The sequence below is a fragment of the Priestia sp. FSL R5-0597 genome, from assembly GCF_038006305.1.
Classification (GTDB): domain Bacteria; phylum Bacillota; class Bacilli; order Bacillales; family Bacillaceae_H; genus Priestia; species Priestia zanthoxyli.
In genome coordinates, this window is record NZ_JBBOUZ010000001.1 from 4,799,243 (window position 1) to 4,813,410 (window position 14,168).

The following is a 14,168-nucleotide window of genomic DNA, read 5'->3' on the forward strand; positions in this document are numbered from 1 at the left end:
GCCCTTGAATTTCGGATTTTAATTGATTTTTAATGTGAAATTCATCGTTTTTTTAGAGTGTCAATCTAAACTAAGAGTGAAAAGTACTGCATAAGGAGAAAACAAATGAACCTCAATTACGAAGTATTTCAATGGATTAACTCGTTTGCTGGTAAATCCAGCGCAATGGATTCTGTCATGGTTATCATTACGAATAGCGTTCCTTATTTTATAATGGCTTGTTTGCTTTTGCTTTGGTTTAGCGGAAAAACAGAAAGAACAATTTATCACCGTTATACGGCTTTATACATGTTGTTTACAATTGTCCTTTCTCTTTGTATCAATGAAGTCATTCACCTGGTGTATTACCACCCGCGTCCGTTTGTGACTCATCATGTTCATAAGCTGATTCCGCACCCGGCTAATTCATCTTTTGTCAGTGATCATTCGATTTTAGTCTTTTCTGCTGCTTGGATCATGTGGTTACGAAAAAACAAATGGAGAAGCGTCATTTTTATATGGGCTGCCATCTCGGGCCTTTCACGCATTTACGTAGGTGTCCACTATCCAGCAGATGTACTTGGAGGCATGGTAATTGCGGGAGCTATCAGCTGCTTTGTTATCTATCTTTCAGATAAAACAGCTCCTCTTATCCAGCGATTATTCTGGATTCACGATGTGATTATCAAGCGTATTCCGTTTCTGTCTCCTTACACGCATGAACAAATTAGTAAAAAAAATCATTCAGCTTAAAGACGCTGAGACAAAAATAGTATAGTTGAAGTGAAAAACGAACCACTAATCAAACCGTTTGATCAGTGGTTCGTTTTTTTTGGTTACAATGAACGTAGATTTTATCTGTTTCGTTCCTTCTGGCAGTTGATTGGAGGACAAAGCGAAGTCTTGCACGAAAATCAACTACCGTGTCACAAGCGGTCCATACGAGCTCATTTATCCGATTTGTTCGTCTTTAGATTGCATTGATTTCGTTATATCTCAATCTCTTTTTATTATTTATAAAAAAAAGATTGTTCACTTTCTTGACTTTCACTTTTATTTATTTTATATTAGTTGATGTATCAAACATTGATGTATCAAATATTAATCCATCAATAAATATCATAGAAAAAAGGGAGCGACTTTCTTGTCACATTCATGTTCTGAAAAAGCAAATGTTCTGTATGCTCTGCAAGAAGTTAATAAACAAATTAATCAAAAGTTTGAGCATTGTACCGGTGTTAGCCAATCACGTCTTGATATTTTACATCAGCTTTATGAAACAGGTGAAATGAGTCAAAAGGCGCTTCAACAGCAAGTAAACATTGATAATGCTGCAATTACAAGGCATTTAAAGCAGCTAGAAGAAAGAGATGTTGTATCACGCCGTAAAAATCCTGATGACAACCGCGTAACATTTGTAAAGCTTACGAAAAGCGGACATGAAAAAATCGGTGCATTTCGAAACGAAAAAGCTCGCTTTATTGATGAAGCATTTAAAGATTTCAGCGAAGAAGAACAGCTGCTGCTTTCCAAGATGCTTGAGCGTTTAAAAGTAAACATTTCGGCCATTGAACGGTCATAACATTTTTAACATAAAGGAGAGTTCATCATGACACAAACAAAAACACTAAACAATGATTTCCAAGATATTATTACAGGGCGCAGATCTATTCGTTATTACGATCCATCTGTCAAAATCAGCCGTGAAGAAATGAAAGAAATTTTAACAGAAGCGACGCTAGCTCCATCTTCTGTTAATGCACAGCCTTGGCGCTTTCTAGTAATTGATAGCCCTGAAGGAAAAGCAACACTAGCTCCGCTTGCTAAATTTAATCAATCACAAGTAGAAACATCGGCAGCTGTTATTGCGATATTCGGCGATTTAAAAAGCGAAGAAAATTTAGATGAAATTTACGATAAAGCTGTTGAACTAGGCTATATGCCACAAGAAATTAGAGATATGCAAATTCCAAAAATCAAAGCGCACTACGCAGCTGCTTCTGAAGAATTAAATAAAGAAACGGTATTAATTGACGGCGGTTTAGTATCTATGCAGTTAATGCTTGCTGCACGTGCTCACGGTTATGATACGAATGCTATTGGCGGTTATGAAAAAGATCAAATTGCCGAAGCATTCGGTTTAGACAAAGAACGCTATGCACCGGTTATGTTACTTTCAATCGGCAAAGCAGCAAATAGCGGTTACCCTTCTGTACGTTTACCAATTGAAAAAGTAGCTCAATTTAGATAATAAAAAAGGTGCTGTGTATTCAGCACCTTTTTTTATCCTCCACTAACGGGTGGAATAAATGCAACGGTATCTCCCGTTCCAATGATTTCTTCATCTGTTACAAACTCTTCGTTGACTGCCGTCATCGTTTGATTCAGAGAGGACAGCTTATATGTTTTTTGTACATATTCCTTTAATTCCTTCACTGTTATATCTTGCTTATCAACTGTTACTTGTTCCACTCCAGCCTCTTCACGTATAGCAGCGAAAAATAAGACGTTAATCATTTTTACATCTCCTTCAATGGCTTTCCTTCAGGATATTCTTTTGTTTCTAACTGATCGCCAATCCATTTTGTTCCATCTTCCCAAAATTCCTTTTTCCAAATTGGCACAATTTGCTTAATACGTTCAATAGCATACTCATTTGCTTCATAAGCTGTTTTGCGATGCGGAGAAGAAACCGCAATAACTACTGCGACTTCTGTTATATCAAGCTTTCCGATTCGATGAGTAATAGCTGTCAAAGCATCCGGCCACTTTTCCTGAATTTCGTCACCAATTTGGCTGAGCATTTTCACTGCCATTGGCACATAGGCTTGATATTCAAGAGAGAGCGTCTTTTTGCCTTTTGTAAATTCTCTTACCGTTCCAATAAATGTCGTAATAGCTCCCGCGTCTCTTCTAGAAACTTTTTTAATTATTTCATCTACCGCAATTGGCTGATTTACTACTTCAAATAAGTGCTGGTTCATCTTCTTTCCCCCACTTCTTTCAATAAAAAATTAAGATAAAGCTCGTCTTCTTGTAAGTGAAACATTGGATATGCTCGCTGCACTTCGTTTTTAAGCGGAATGTGACTAATCACGCATATGATATTGGTTAGAGAGGAAAGCAGAACAAGATCTTCTTCACTTCGAATCAAGACTGCTTTTGGATAGGATTCTTTTTTATATCCTTCAACAAAAATGACATCTGGCGAGAAAAATTGATAAAAATCAATCAGCTTTTTTAGGCTCCAGTCTTTACTGTTTGCCGTAAGCTGAAGGATCCCACCTCCTTCTACACCTGCCACATCGGCACCTGCTTGCTGGTGGCGATGACTGTCTTTTAGCTCACTGCTGCTATCTGGAGGTCCGCCGTGTCCATGGTGCTTAATAGAACCTACACGTAGATCGAATTGTTTCGCTTTTTTAATTAGCTTTTCCACTAAAGTCGTTTTTCCGCTGTTTTGAAATCCAACTACTTGTAAAACGGTGCAACTTGCTACCAAGGCCATTCACTTCCCTGCACGTCATCTAGCAATAAGACGTCAACCAGCATTCCTTCTTTGTACCCTCTCGTCCCTCCGGGAAATATAATTAACGTATCCGCATGAGCTAAAGAAGAAACAGCACTAGATTTTGTAAAGCTTAATGGAGAAGCAATCAGCTGTCCTCCCCTGTATGAAAGCCTGCCAGATACAAATCGCATAAAAGGATTTGGCTTTAAGAAGTCTTTTCCTAACAAAGCTTTTTCTTTCCGGAGGTGAGGGGTTCTTTTCCCCGCATATGTACTGATGACCGGACGAGCTAGCAGTTCAAAACCAACGTAGCAGGCCGTAGGGTTTCCCGATAGACCAAATAAAAGCTTGTCTTCCATACGTGCAACTGTTGTGACACTGCCTGGTCTCATCGCTATTTTATTAAAAAGAACTTCGGCCTGTAATTGCTTATACACCTCTGGTAGATAATCATAATCTCCTACTGAAACGCCCCCCGTTGTAATCAGCATGTCCACTTCTGATAGCGCAGATTTTACCGCGCTGTAGCACTGACTTAAATCATCGGGCATAATACCAAAATAGTTTACTTCTCCTCCAGCTTTTTCAATTTGGGCACGAAGCATATGAGCATTGCTATTACGAATTTTCCCTCGCTGAACAGGATCACGTACTTCCACTAGTTCACTTCCCGTTGCAAGTAATCCAACTACAGGCTTTTTGAAGACAGCTACGTTACTATAACCAAATGTGGCTAGAAGAGCAGCTACTCCCGGAGTGATATACGTTCCTTTTGAAACTAACATAGTGCCTTTTTTTGTTTCTTCTCCTTGAAACGAAATGTTATCTCCGCTGTTAAACGACCGCTTGATTTGAACGACGGGCTGGTTGTCTTTTGTATATTCTTTTGTTACTTCAAGCATTGCCACCGCATCGCAGCCTTTTGGAATAGGAGCTCCTGTCATAATACGCACAGCCTGCATCGCGTTGACTGTATGTTCAAAAACAGAACCCGCTCCTATCTCTCCTCGAACATCCAGTTCTACTGGATGAAGTGATGATGCTTTTTTCGTATCTTGTGACCGAATAGCAAAACCATCATATGGAGAACGATTAAAAGCAGGAACATCATGATCTGCCATTAAATCTTCTGCTAAAAATCTGCCGTGAGCTTCTTCAAGCGCAATGATTTCTTGCTTTCCGCTTTTGACATACTGCATCACTCGCCCAACGCATTCTCCGACAGGGATAGGAGTTCGCTTTTCTCTCATTTTTTCACTCCTTTACTCATCCTAATAAACGATAATATAAACTTCTCGCAAATTGAATATCATTCGTTCCATGAATAAATACACGGCCATCTTGAAAAATAACAAAGCGCTGCTCTGGAAGCTGACATGACAGAAGATATGGGTTGCGGTCTACTTTCCCTTGGTTTTTTAAACGCTTTTCCAATTCATCAAAGTTGTGTAAATGCTGCTGCGAGGGTCTGATCTGAACCGTCTCTCTGCCGCAAAGAACTTCTGTTTTAAGCTGATTTTCATACGCTAAGTACGGATATGTGCGTGCCGATCCGCAAGAAGAACATTCATAACTTTTCATTTTACCCGTCTTAAATTCAGCGTGCTGATTATTCCAGACGTCAAAAGTTAGAAATGTGTGTCGCAAAGCTTCAACGTCTCCCACTAAAATTTTTAATGCTTCGGTTATTTGATAGGCTGCCACAATTTGAACGGCTGGACTGATAATTCCTGCTGTCTCACACGTCGCTCCTCCCACAGGCACTTTTTTCAATATGCAGTGCAGACAAGGGGTTACGTTTGGGATAACGGTATAAGTGGTGCCATAACTCCCTACACATGAGCCGTAGATCCAAGGAACTTCATACTTATGTGACAAATCATTTAAAATAAAGCGAATGTCGAAATTGTCTGTCGCATCGATAATCAAATCAGCTGTTTGGACGATACTTTCTAAATTAGCAGGCTGAGCATCCATCACCAGCGCTTCGATTTTCACTTCTGTGTTTATTTGACGCAAACGATTTTTGGCTGCTACAGCTTTAGGCAGTTTGTTTTGCGCATCTTGTTCTGTATAAAGCTGCTGACGTTGCAGATTACTCCATTCTACATAATCACGATCTACAAGAGTCAATTTTCCAATTCCAGCACGCACGAGAGCTTCTGCACTAGCGCTGCCTAGAGCCCCTGCGCCTACAACTAAAACATGCTTACTTCTAATTTGCTGCTGCCCTTTGTTTCCAATGGGCTGGAAAAGCTGCTGACGTGAATAACGTTCTGTCACTCTTTTCTCTCCCTTTCTCGTTCAATCTATGACTTCACTATCTATTCCTTCGTCAAAGATATTTCTTTAAAAACATGCTATTATACACATAAAGCTAAGCTGCTTTACGGACGCTTATGTGCATAAATATACAAATATATTTTGATGGAGGTATTTAATAAATGTCCATTGCCGGCATTGTATTAGCAGGAGGAAAATCTTCTCGCTACGGTCAACCAAAAATGTTTGAAACCTATAACAAGAAATCATTTTACGAATATAGTATAGATGCATTAAAAGAAAATCACGTCACACCTATACTTGTGTCTACCAACCAAGATTTACTTCCTTATTTTCAAAGAAAAGATGTTTCATTTGCAGTTGAAAAATGCCCGTATCAAGGACCTTTGTATGCAATTCATCATGCTTTAACTGCAATTGATTGCCGTGCTGAATGGTTCTTTATTCTTTCGTGTGACATTCCTTTTGTTAATGCTGAGTTTGTTCATAATATGATTACCCTAACTCAGGCGAACTCAGCTGATATTGTTCTTCCTGTTCAGCCAAATCACATGCACCCGCTTCTAGCCCTCTATCACCGTAGAATGCTTCCTCTTATTGACCAACTCGTTACACAAGGTGAAAGAAGGCTTACAGGATTGTTGAATCAGGCAAACGTCCTTCGCGTGCCTTTTTCAGCAGAAGATCCTACTTTTATAAATGTGAATCATCGCAGTGATTGGCATTTATAAGGCTTTTTTTGAATTATCCACCAATATGAGACATTTCCACTTTCTCAGCGCCTTGGACCTGTCTTCCGTTAGCCCGCTCATCTGAGTAACGATCTTTCCGATGATTCCAGATATCAGAAATGGTGTCACAAACAGTATGATCAGATGCTTGTGATCGTATCAGTTTCCGGAGGTCGTACCCTTTTGACGCAAACAAGCAGGTATAGAGCTTTCCTTCAGCCGATACTCTTGCGCGTGAACAAGTCGAACAGAATGAATCTGTCACGGATGAAATGATACCAATTTCCTCTTCTGTCCCAACATACCGATACCTGGTAGCTACTTCTCCCGTGTAATGAGGCGGAATTTCTTCAAGAGGCATTTCTTGTCCAACTATATCAAGAATTTGTTTCTTTGTTATAACCTCATCCATTTTCCATCCGTTTGAATTTCCAACATCCATGTATTCAATAAAGCGCAGCGTATGTTTTTTGCCTTTAAAATATTGGGCCATCGGAAGGATATCCTGCTCGTTCTTGCCTTTTTGGACAACCATGTTTATTTTGACTGAAATCCCCGCAAGAGCTGCTGCCTCTATTCCTTCTAACACTCGTTTGACGCTTCCTCGATTTCCGTTCAGCTCTTGAAATCTCACTTCATCAAGCGAGTCTAAGCTGACGGTTACTCTTGATAATCCCGCTTTTGATAAGGCTTCTGCATGCTTCTTTAACAGTGAGCCGTTTGTTGTTATGGCAATATCATCTATACCCTCAATTTGCTTCAGACGATTGATTAGATCTGGCAAGCCTTTTCTTAGCAGTGGCTCTCCTCCCGTTATACGCACTTTTTTTACTCCTAGCGATGCGAATAATCTCGTGAGTCTCTCTAATTCATCAAACGAAAGAATATTTTCGGCAGGTAAAAATGGATAGTCTGCCCCAAAAATTTCTTCAGGCATACAATATCGACAGCGAAAGTTACAGCGATCTGTTACGGACAAACGCAAGTCTCGTAAAGGGCGCTTTAACGTATCAACTATAGTGTATGACATCTGCCTCATCTCTCCTCTCTAGCTGTCAGCTTCTCCACAGCAGATTAACTTTCTCTTAAAATTCTTTCCGGGCATGTATAAATATTCAACGAATCACTTCGGATAAACCCTACCGTTGTAATTCTCAATTCTTCTGCTAGATTTAAAGCAAGTTCAGTCGGAGCGGATTTTGAAAGAACCACTTCACACCCGATCTTCGCTACTTTCAACAAAATTTCTGAAGAAATACGGCCGCTGAAAACGACTACTTTATCCCTAATTGAAATATGGTGTTTTAAGCAATACCCATATAGTTTATCTAGAGCATTATGCCTGCCAATGTCCATTCTGCTAAGCATGAAACCATTTTTATCACAAATGGCAGCGTTATGAACGCCACCCGTTTCTTGAAACGTAGCAGCAGATTGCTGCAGCTTATTCATGAGTTGAAAACAATCCTTAATTGAAAGTTCTACCGATATATCATTCATTTTTTTAGCAGTCAGCGCATCATTTATAAAGACAAACCCTTGTCTGCTCGCCCCGCAGCAAGACGTGATATATCGTTTATTTTGAAGGTTTTGAAAATACGGGTTTAATTTATCTATTGTAACATGAACATACCCTTCTTTTTCTTGAACCCATATGTTTTTAATGTCTTTGTATTCTCGAATAACCCCTTCAGATGCTAAATAGCCAATTACCATATCTTCAATGTATTGAGGGCTACATACCATCGTGACAAACTCTTCTTCATTAATTTTCACAGTCACAGGAAACTCCGTTACAATTTTATCTTCCACGCTTTCCATTTCACCATTTTTAAATCTAAGAACTGTACGCTTCTTAACGGTCGAATTCATGTGATGTCTCCTTTTTCAAATAATGTTTTTATCAAAAACAAATACGGAAACCGCTATATTTTCTTTTATTTTCATATCTGAAAATAAATTAACCAGCTTTGCTCCTACCAATTCTTCTAGCCCTTCCGGCGGATTCGATGCATATACATCTTGAATCATTTTTGTTCGAGCTAAATGAACCATGTCACACCCTTCAGAAGTGCTTGCAATAAATGTTTCTGTCGGAGTTAAATTTCCATACAGTGTTGAGACAGCCATATTTTCAACAAAAACCGTATGTATTCTTTCCGGTCCTTTTCCAAATAAATCTTTTCGAAGCTTCCGAATAATATCATTAAATTCATGAATTGTTTTTGACATAATCAACGCTCTCCCACCGATTAAAATTAAATTGTGCATTTTATTCCTACAGTTTTTTTATCATAAATCAACACTTCAAAAAATAAAAGCCTAAAATCTTTGCAGCAAAACTTTTGAAGAGAGTTGGGTATTTAAAAAAGTTGTGCATTTAAAAACGTAGCGATATAATTATAAATAACCGAGATGGAATAATAATAATAATGAATTGTTATTACTCTATCACTTTTTCTTAACGATATAAATGGGCCGGATTGGCATATTAGTAAGACCTGCTAGTAAACTATTCCACCATGATTGCACTTCCCTTATTTAATTAGGCATGTGTATTCATGGTGGTTTTTTGTTTTATATAAAGGAGGAAAACAAATGAGTCGTGAAATCATCACTGTTCATATAAATGGCAACGAATACAAGGCAGCTTCAGGTTCTACCATACTCGAAATTATTAACCAGCAAAACATCGAGCATCCTCAGATTTGTTATGTGCCTGAAGTAGACCCTATTCAAACTTGTGACACATGTATTGTTGAAATGAATGGCGAGTTAGTTCGTTCTTGTTCTACAAAAGCTGAAAACGGCATGAAGATTGAATTACAATCAGCACCCGCAAAAGCGGCACAGACGGAAGCAATGGATCGCTTATTAGAAAATCATTTGCTATACTGCACCGTTTGCGATAATAACAACGGAAACTGTAAATTACATAATACAGCCGAAATGATGGAGATTGAACATCAAAAATACCCCTATACGCCAAAGGCCTCAGAGGATGAAGTCGATATGTCTCATCCGTTTTACCGTTATGACCCTAATCAATGCATTGCTTGTGGACAATGTGTAGAGGTTTGTCAAAATCTTCAAGTTAATGAAACGCTCTCTATCGACTGGGAAGCGAAACGTCCCCGCGTTCTCTGGGATGATGGTGTAGCAATCAATGAATCTTCTTGTGTGAGCTGCGGTCAATGTGTAACAGTATGCCCTTGTAATGCCTTAATGGAAAAATCTATGCTCGGAGAAGCTGGATTCATGACCGGACTTCCAAAAAGCGTTTTGAATCCAATGATTGATTTAGTTAAAGAAGTGGAACCAGGGTACAGCGGAATTTTTGCTGTTTCAGAGGTGGAAGCAGCTATGCGTGAAACTCGGACGAAAAAAACAAAAACCGTCTGTACATTTTGCGGAGTTGGATGTTCATTTGAAGTGTGGACAAAAGGCCGCGAAATCCTTAAAGTTCAACCTAGCTCAGATGCTCCCGCAAACGCTATTTCAACCTGTGTGAAAGGAAAATTCGGCTGGGATTTTGTAAACTCTGAAAAACGTATTACTAAGCCTTTAATCCGAAAAAATGGCGCATTTGTAGAGTCGTCATGGGAAGAAGCGCTCGATTTAGTAGCAAGCAGGTTAAACTCCATCAATCAGCAGTACGGACATGGATCCGTTGGTTTTATCTCTTCTTCTAAGATTACAAACGAAGAAAACTATGTTATTCAAAAGCTGGCTCGCCAAATGTTTGAAACAAATGACGTAGACAACTGTTCTCGCTACTGTCAGTCTCCTGCAACCGATGGATTATTTCGAACAGTCGGAATGGGAGGCGATGCCGGCACGATAAAAGACATCGCAAAAGCTGGACTGGTTATCATCGTTGGAGCTAACCCTGCCGAAGGTCACCCTGTATTAGCAACTCGTATCAAACGCGCGCATAAGCTTCATGACCAAAAACTAATCGTCGCAGATTTGCGCAAAAACGAAATGGCTGAACGCTCTGACATTTTTATCAGTCCAAAACAAGGTACGGACCAAGTATGGCTAATGGCTGTAACAAAATACATGATTGATCAAGGATGGCACAACGAAAAATTTATCCAAGAAAACGTCAACTATTTTGAAGACTTTAACTCTTTGCTTGAAAAGTACACGCTTGAATATGCTGAACAAATTACGGGTATTTCAGCAGCAACACTCATTCAAATAGCTGAAATGATTCGAGACGCCGATGGAACCTGTGTGCTGTGGGGTATGGGCGTGACGCAAAATACAGGAGGCTCTGATACATCAGCGGCTATCTCAAACCTGTTGCTTGCTACTGGAAACTATCGACGCCCTGGTGCAGGCGCTTATCCACTCCGAGGCCACAATAACGTGCAAGGCGCATGCGATATGGGAACTCTTCCCGCTTGGCTTCCAGGTTATCAGCACGTCACGGACTCAGTCGCTCGAGAAAAATTTGAAAAAGCATACGGCGTGAAAATTAAAGACAAGCCGGGTCTTGATAATATCCAAATGCTTCATTCAATTGATGAAGGAAAAATGAAAGCTATGTACCTTGTAGGAGAAGATATGGCTCTTGTCGATTCGAACGCTAATCACGTACACGAAATATTATCAAATCTAGATTTTTTTGTTGTCCAAGACATTTTCCTTTCAAGAACGGCTCAATATGCTGATGTTGTACTCCCTGCTGTTCCTTCTCTTGAAAAAGACGGAACGTTTACCAATACGGAGCGACGCGTACAAAGATTGTATCAAGCATTGCCAACGCTTGGTGATTCGAAGCCGGATTGGTGGATTGTTCAAGAGATTGCAAACCGCTTAGGTGCAAATTGGACGTATACACACCCTGGTGACATCTTTTCAGAAATGGCTAGTCTATCACCTCTGTTCAGCCAAGCCAGCTACGAAAACCTTGAAGGCTGGGATAGCTTCTTATGGGGGAGCTTAGAGGGGAAAAGCACGCCTTTACTTTACGTCGATGGGTTTAATTTCCCAGATAAAAAAGCGCGCTTTGCTTTATCAGATTGGGTTCTTCCTGCTGAATTTCCAGAGGAATATGATTTGCACATTAATAACGGACGAATGTTAGAACATTTTCATGAAGGGAATATGACCAATAAATCGAGCGGTATTCAATCAAAGGTACCGGAAGTATTTGTAGAAATTTCACCTCAGCTTGCCAAGGAGCGTGAAATTGAAGACGGTTCGCTTGTCAGATTAATCTCACCGTTTGGAGCAGTAAAAGTACAGGCATTAATTACAGAGCGAGTAAAAGCAAATGAGCTGTATCTTCCGATGCACTCCGTTCATAAAGATTCGGCTATTAACTTCTTGACGGGACCTGCAGTCGACCAACGAACAAATACGCCGGCTTACAAACAAACAAAAGTACGGATGGAAGTATTAAGCAAAGGTGGAAAAACGCCTTTACCGTCTACAAATCCGCGTAACAAAAAACGTCATCCTCAAAATGGGGTCGAGGTTCAGCGTAAATGGAATCGTCCTGGCTACGTCCATTTAACAAGTAAATAGGAGGAGAAAAGATGGCACAACCTATTACAGAAATTAAAAAGCCTCTTCTAAGCGAGGAAGAAAAAAAACAGCAAAAATTAGAAGACTTGACTTCTCTGCTGGCAGATAATGAAGAAGCGCTGAATCGTATTCTCGGTATTGTCGGAGAACTTAACGACATGGGTGTTCTTGAAGCTGCTGATTCAATGATTCAAGCAAAAGAAAAAATCTCAAAAATTGCGCTTCATCAAATTTCTAGAGAACCCGTAACCAATTTAATTAATACCCTTATGGGTGCAAGCAGCGGTTTGATGAAGGCAGACCCAGAGGTAACTGCTAAACTTGTTAACAGTGCAACAGCTGGTATGAACGAAGCAAATGAATATGTAAAAACAGGAAAAAAAGTAAGTGCGTTAGCTCTTATAAAAGCGCTAAATGATCCAGATGTTAATCGTGCAATTGGATTTGGACTTCACTTTTTAAAAGGAATGGGCAAAGCGTTGGAAGAGTAAATAAGGCAGCGACTTGAAAGTTTTTCCCTTTCAAGTCGCTGTTTTCTTTTTAGGAAGTCCTTTTCTAAGTGAACGTGATATAGTTATACTAAATTGCTCTACTAAAACTAATTGAGGTGACACGATGCAACAATACTTTAAACCCTTATTCGCACTATTATTTTTAATTATGTTTACTGCTGCTTGTTCGAACGGAACAAATACGAGTCAATCAGCGGCTCAGCACCAAAACGTCAGCTTAACGATATCCGCTGCAGCCAGCTTAAAAGATGCGCTTACCGATATTCAAAAGCAATATGAAACAAAGCATCCGAATGTCGACTTAAAATTTAATTTTGGGGCTTCAGGCTCGCTGCAACAGCAAATCGAAAACGGCGCACCGGCTGATTTGTTTTTTTCAGCAGCGGAAGATAAGTTTGATGCACTGGTAAAGTCAGGAGTTATTTCTAAAGAAAATGGAACTGACTTGGTTGGCAACGATCTTGTGCTTATCGTCCCAAAGAATAATTCGGCTGCCATCAAAAATTTTGAAGATCTATCAAAGCCTGCTGTTCAAAAAATTTCACTTGGCATACCGGAATCCGTTCCTGCCGGACAGTATGCAAAAGAGACTTTTGAACACATGAATCTGTGGACAAACATTGAGCCTAAAACCGTCTATGCAAAAGACGTACGCCAGGTGCTTTCCTATGTGGAGACAGGAAACGTTGAAGCTGGAGTTGTTTATAAAACCGATGCGTTGATTTCAAAAAAAGTGAAGATTGTCGCCACTGCAGATCATAGCACTCACAAACCAATTGTATATCCTGTAGGCGTTATTAAGGATTCGAAACATCCACAAGAAGCAAAGGATTTTTATCAATTTTTACAAAGTAAGACGGCTCTTAACACGTTTAAAAAATACGGTTTCACTGCGAATTGAGATTGCTATGATTCAAGAGTTTTTATCTCCTCTTCAGCTATCGCTTAAAATTGCATTAGTAGCGGGATTTGTCGTGATTATTCTAGGCACTGTTATAGGAAAACTGTTATCAAGGAAACACTTTAAGGGAAAAGTGATGGTTGAAACGGTGTTGATGCTACCATTGGTCCTGCCTCCGTCCGTTGTTGGATTTTTATTGATTGTCATATTCGGAAAACACAGCCTACTCGGCCGAGCAATTGAATGGGTCTTTCAACAACCCGTTATTTTTACGTGGTGGGCAGCTGTTATTGCATCCGTTGTCGTTGCGTTTCCCCTTATGTATCAATCTGCCAAAACGGGCTTCCAAGGCGTTGATCATGAAATTGAAGACGCAGCTCGAGTAGATGGTGCAAGCGAATGGAAAGTCTTTTTCTTTATTTCCATTCCTTTAGCTTCTAAAGCTATCGTAACAGGAGGTGTGTTAAGTCTGGCAAGAGCACTCGGAGAATTTGGAGCCACTTTGATGTTTGCTGGCAATATTCCAGGTGAAACTCAAACTGTTCCTACCGCTATCTACGTCGCGATTGACTCTGGAAACATGAATCTCGCTTGGCTATGGGTTATCTCGATCGTCTTTCTTTCCTTTCTTATGCTGCTTTTTGTTCAGCTTAAACAAAAGTAAAAGGATGCCTCTTACACAAAGAGGCATCCTTTTACTTTTGTACCGCTTT

The 14,168-nt window shown here is 39.8% G+C and carries 16 protein-coding genes; 8 read left to right on the forward strand and 8 right to left on the reverse strand.

The annotated features are described in order from the left end of the window. The first annotated feature begins 105 nt into the window (after window positions 1-105). From MKX72_RS25380 to MKX72_RS25390, 3 genes are all read left to right on the forward strand, one after another. Complete coding sequence (locus tag MKX72_RS25380) at window positions 106-732, forward strand: undecaprenyl-diphosphatase (protein WP_028412069.1); 627 nt, start codon at window positions 106-108, stop codon at window positions 730-732. 391 nt (window positions 733-1,123) lie between these two features. Beyond that, entirely contained in the window at window positions 1,124-1,561 is a 438-nt protein-coding gene (locus MKX72_RS25385) for a MarR family winged helix-turn-helix transcriptional regulator (protein ID WP_013085370.1), read from the forward strand. A gap of 27 nt (window positions 1,562-1,588) precedes the next feature. After that, entirely contained in the window at window positions 1,589-2,230 is a 642-nt protein-coding gene (locus tag MKX72_RS25390) for a nitroreductase family protein (protein ID WP_013059680.1), read from the forward strand. A gap of 32 nt (window positions 2,231-2,262) precedes the next feature. Here the strand turns inward: MKX72_RS25390 and moaD are convergent, their stop codons facing one another. Genes moaD through MKX72_RS25415 form a run of 5 tightly spaced genes read right to left on the reverse strand, consistent with a single transcriptional unit; the run spans window position 2,263 to window position 5,773 of the window. Next, window positions 2,263-2,496 carry a molybdopterin converting factor subunit 1 gene (moaD, locus tag MKX72_RS25395; protein ID WP_028412068.1) on the reverse strand — a complete coding sequence of 78 codons (234 nt, stop codon included), beginning with the start codon at window positions 2,494-2,496 and terminating at the stop codon, window positions 2,263-2,265. Between the two features lie 2 nt (window positions 2,497-2,498). After that, a complete protein-coding gene (locus MKX72_RS25400) occupies window positions 2,499-2,963 on the reverse strand; it encodes a molybdenum cofactor biosynthesis protein MoaE (RefSeq protein WP_025752620.1) in 465 nt (154 codons plus the stop codon). Continuing rightward, complete coding sequence (mobB, locus tag MKX72_RS25405; RefSeq protein ID WP_033580429.1) at window positions 2,960-3,487, reverse strand: molybdopterin-guanine dinucleotide biosynthesis protein B; 528 nt, start codon at window positions 3,485-3,487, stop codon at window positions 2,960-2,962. Before mobB ends, MKX72_RS25400 begins: the two co-directional genes overlap by 4 nt. Further along, a complete protein-coding gene (locus MKX72_RS25410; protein ID WP_034264240.1) occupies window positions 3,475-4,740 on the reverse strand; it encodes a molybdopterin molybdotransferase MoeA in 1,266 nt (421 codons plus the stop codon). Before MKX72_RS25410 ends, mobB begins: the two co-directional genes overlap by 13 nt. 16 nt (window positions 4,741-4,756) lie before the next feature. After that, window positions 4,757-5,773, reverse strand: coding sequence for a molybdopterin-synthase adenylyltransferase MoeB (locus MKX72_RS25415; RefSeq protein ID WP_028412065.1), 1,017 nt, complete (start codon window positions 5,771-5,773; stop codon window positions 4,757-4,759). Between the two features lie 161 nt (window positions 5,774-5,934). Here MKX72_RS25415 and mobA point away from each other — a divergent pair, with 161 nt between their 5' ends. Further along, entirely contained in the window at window positions 5,935-6,504 is a 570-nt protein-coding gene (gene mobA / locus MKX72_RS25420; RefSeq protein ID WP_098112231.1) for a molybdenum cofactor guanylyltransferase, read from the forward strand. A gap of 13 nt (window positions 6,505-6,517) precedes the next feature. Here the strand turns inward: mobA and moaA are convergent, their stop codons facing one another. Genes moaA through MKX72_RS25435 form a run of 3 tightly spaced genes read right to left on the reverse strand, consistent with a single transcriptional unit; the run spans window position 6,518 to window position 8,736 of the window. Next, window positions 6,518-7,534, reverse strand: a complete 1,017-nt coding sequence (moaA, locus tag MKX72_RS25425) for a GTP 3',8-cyclase MoaA (RefSeq protein ID WP_028412063.1) — start codon at window positions 7,532-7,534, stop codon at window positions 6,518-6,520. Between the two features lie 44 nt (window positions 7,535-7,578). Continuing rightward, window positions 7,579-8,376: a formate dehydrogenase accessory sulfurtransferase FdhD gene (fdhD, locus tag MKX72_RS25430; protein WP_033580428.1), complete on the reverse strand. Its 798-nt coding sequence runs from the start codon at window positions 8,374-8,376 to the stop codon at window positions 7,579-7,581. Window positions 8,377-8,391: 15 nt separating this feature from the next. Further along, window positions 8,392-8,736 carry a DUF2294 domain-containing protein gene (locus MKX72_RS25435; protein WP_013059689.1) on the reverse strand — a complete coding sequence of 115 codons (345 nt, stop codon included), beginning with the start codon at window positions 8,734-8,736 and terminating at the stop codon, window positions 8,392-8,394. A 366-nt stretch (window positions 8,737-9,102) separates the two neighbouring features. On the opposite strand from MKX72_RS25435, the gene fdhF reads away from it, so the two are divergent. The 4 genes from fdhF to modB all read left to right on the forward strand — a co-directional run bounded on the left by fdhF (window position 9,103) and on the right by modB (window position 14,119). Next, window positions 9,103-12,042, forward strand: coding sequence for a formate dehydrogenase subunit alpha (fdhF, locus tag MKX72_RS25440; protein WP_028412061.1), 2,940 nt, complete (start codon window positions 9,103-9,105; stop codon window positions 12,040-12,042). A gap of 11 nt (window positions 12,043-12,053) precedes the next feature. Continuing rightward, window positions 12,054-12,533, forward strand: a complete 480-nt coding sequence (locus tag MKX72_RS25445; protein ID WP_033580426.1) for a DUF1641 domain-containing protein — start codon at window positions 12,054-12,056, stop codon at window positions 12,531-12,533. A gap of 124 nt (window positions 12,534-12,657) precedes the next feature. Continuing rightward, complete coding sequence (gene modA, locus MKX72_RS25450) at window positions 12,658-13,455, forward strand: molybdate ABC transporter substrate-binding protein (RefSeq protein ID WP_033580425.1); 798 nt, start codon at window positions 12,658-12,660, stop codon at window positions 13,453-13,455. 7 nt (window positions 13,456-13,462) lie between these two features. Further along, on the forward strand, window positions 13,463-14,119 hold the full coding sequence (gene modB, locus MKX72_RS25455) for a molybdate ABC transporter permease subunit (RefSeq protein ID WP_034264255.1): 657 nt from the start codon (window positions 13,463-13,465) through the stop codon (window positions 14,117-14,119). The last annotated feature ends 49 nt before the right edge of the window (window positions 14,120-14,168 follow it).

Coding starts and splice junctions, on each gene's coding strand:
- MKX72_RS25445 (WP_033580426.1), top strand. CDS start 12,054: ATGGCACAACCTATTACAGAAATTAAAAAGCCTCTTCTAAGCGAGGAA.
- MKX72_RS25400 (WP_025752620.1), bottom strand. CDS start 2,963: ATGAACCAGCACTTATTTGAAGTAGTAAATCAGCCAATTGCGGTAGAT.
- moaA (WP_028412063.1), bottom strand. CDS start 7,534: ATGTCATACACTATAGTTGATACGTTAAAGCGCCCTTTACGAGACTTG.
- modA (WP_033580425.1), top strand. CDS start 12,658: ATGCAACAATACTTTAAACCCTTATTCGCACTATTATTTTTAATTATG.
- mobA (WP_098112231.1), top strand. CDS start 5,935: ATGTCCATTGCCGGCATTGTATTAGCAGGAGGAAAATCTTCTCGCTAC.
- modB (WP_034264255.1), top strand. CDS start 13,463: ATGATTCAAGAGTTTTTATCTCCTCTTCAGCTATCGCTTAAAATTGCA.
- moaD (WP_028412068.1), bottom strand. CDS start 2,496: ATGATTAACGTCTTATTTTTCGCTGCTATACGTGAAGAGGCTGGAGTG.
- mobB (WP_033580429.1), bottom strand. CDS start 3,487: ATGGCCTTGGTAGCAAGTTGCACCGTTTTACAAGTAGTTGGATTTCAA.
- fdhF (WP_028412061.1), top strand. CDS start 9,103: ATGAGTCGTGAAATCATCACTGTTCATATAAATGGCAACGAATACAAG.
- MKX72_RS25435 (WP_013059689.1), bottom strand. CDS start 8,736: ATGTCAAAAACAATTCATGAATTTAATGATATTATTCGGAAGCTTCGA.
- MKX72_RS25390 (WP_013059680.1), top strand. CDS start 1,589: ATGACACAAACAAAAACACTAAACAATGATTTCCAAGATATTATTACA.
- fdhD (WP_033580428.1), bottom strand. CDS start 8,376: ATGAATTCGACCGTTAAGAAGCGTACAGTTCTTAGATTTAAAAATGGT.
- MKX72_RS25380 (WP_028412069.1), top strand. CDS start 106: ATGAACCTCAATTACGAAGTATTTCAATGGATTAACTCGTTTGCTGGT.
- MKX72_RS25410 (WP_034264240.1), bottom strand. CDS start 4,740: ATGAGAGAAAAGCGAACTCCTATCCCTGTCGGAGAATGCGTTGGGCGA.